The sequence below is a fragment of the Vibrio sp. 1727 genome (assembly GCF_033344415.1).
Classification (GTDB): domain Bacteria; phylum Pseudomonadota; class Gammaproteobacteria; order Enterobacterales; family Vibrionaceae; genus Vibrio; species Vibrio alginolyticus.
This window is the reverse complement of record NZ_JAWPOT010000665.1, coordinates 1-518: the sequence shown is the minus strand read 5'-3', so window position 1 is coordinate 518 and position 518 is coordinate 1. Positions and strand designations below refer to the sequence as shown.

The following is a 518-nucleotide window of genomic DNA, read 5'->3' as shown; positions in this document are numbered from 1 at the left end:
CAGCCATTGCGTCACAATCACACCGCCATCTTGCGGCGAGTACATGACGTCCAACGGTGGAGTGACATCGCTAAGCCACTCCAAATCCGCTCTTCCGCGCCACGCTGTCCACGCTTCGAGATCCCAGCGCCAATGCAACATGAGATTGTGCTGAACAATATTGGCGTGTTGAACCCCTTGGGCATAGCTAGTAGCAAGTAGAGTCGTATCCGACGATTGGGAGAGCCATTCTCCACGTGCGATTGCTTGCTCCCATTGGCTTTTCGACCATGCTCGGCTGTCATACCAATATTCGGCGATCACATTGTGTCCGGCTTGGTTCGCCCCGTTCAATCCCACCAACGCTTGGAAAGCGCTGCCTTGTTCTTCCACCGTCACGGGTTGATAACGATCACTCGGCTGCCCTTCATTTTTAAACTGATAGCCAACGCTCTGCTTTTGCCACAGCAACGAGCTGTGCATGGCTATAGATTCATCCAACACAGCAATGGCACTCACACCCAACAAGCCCCGACGCA

1 pseudogene is annotated in these 518 nt (G+C 53.7%); it reads right to left on the bottom strand.

The features are described from left to right. A pseudogene (locus R8O10_RS27490) lies at positions 1 to 518 on the bottom strand (hypothetical protein); the annotation flags it as partial.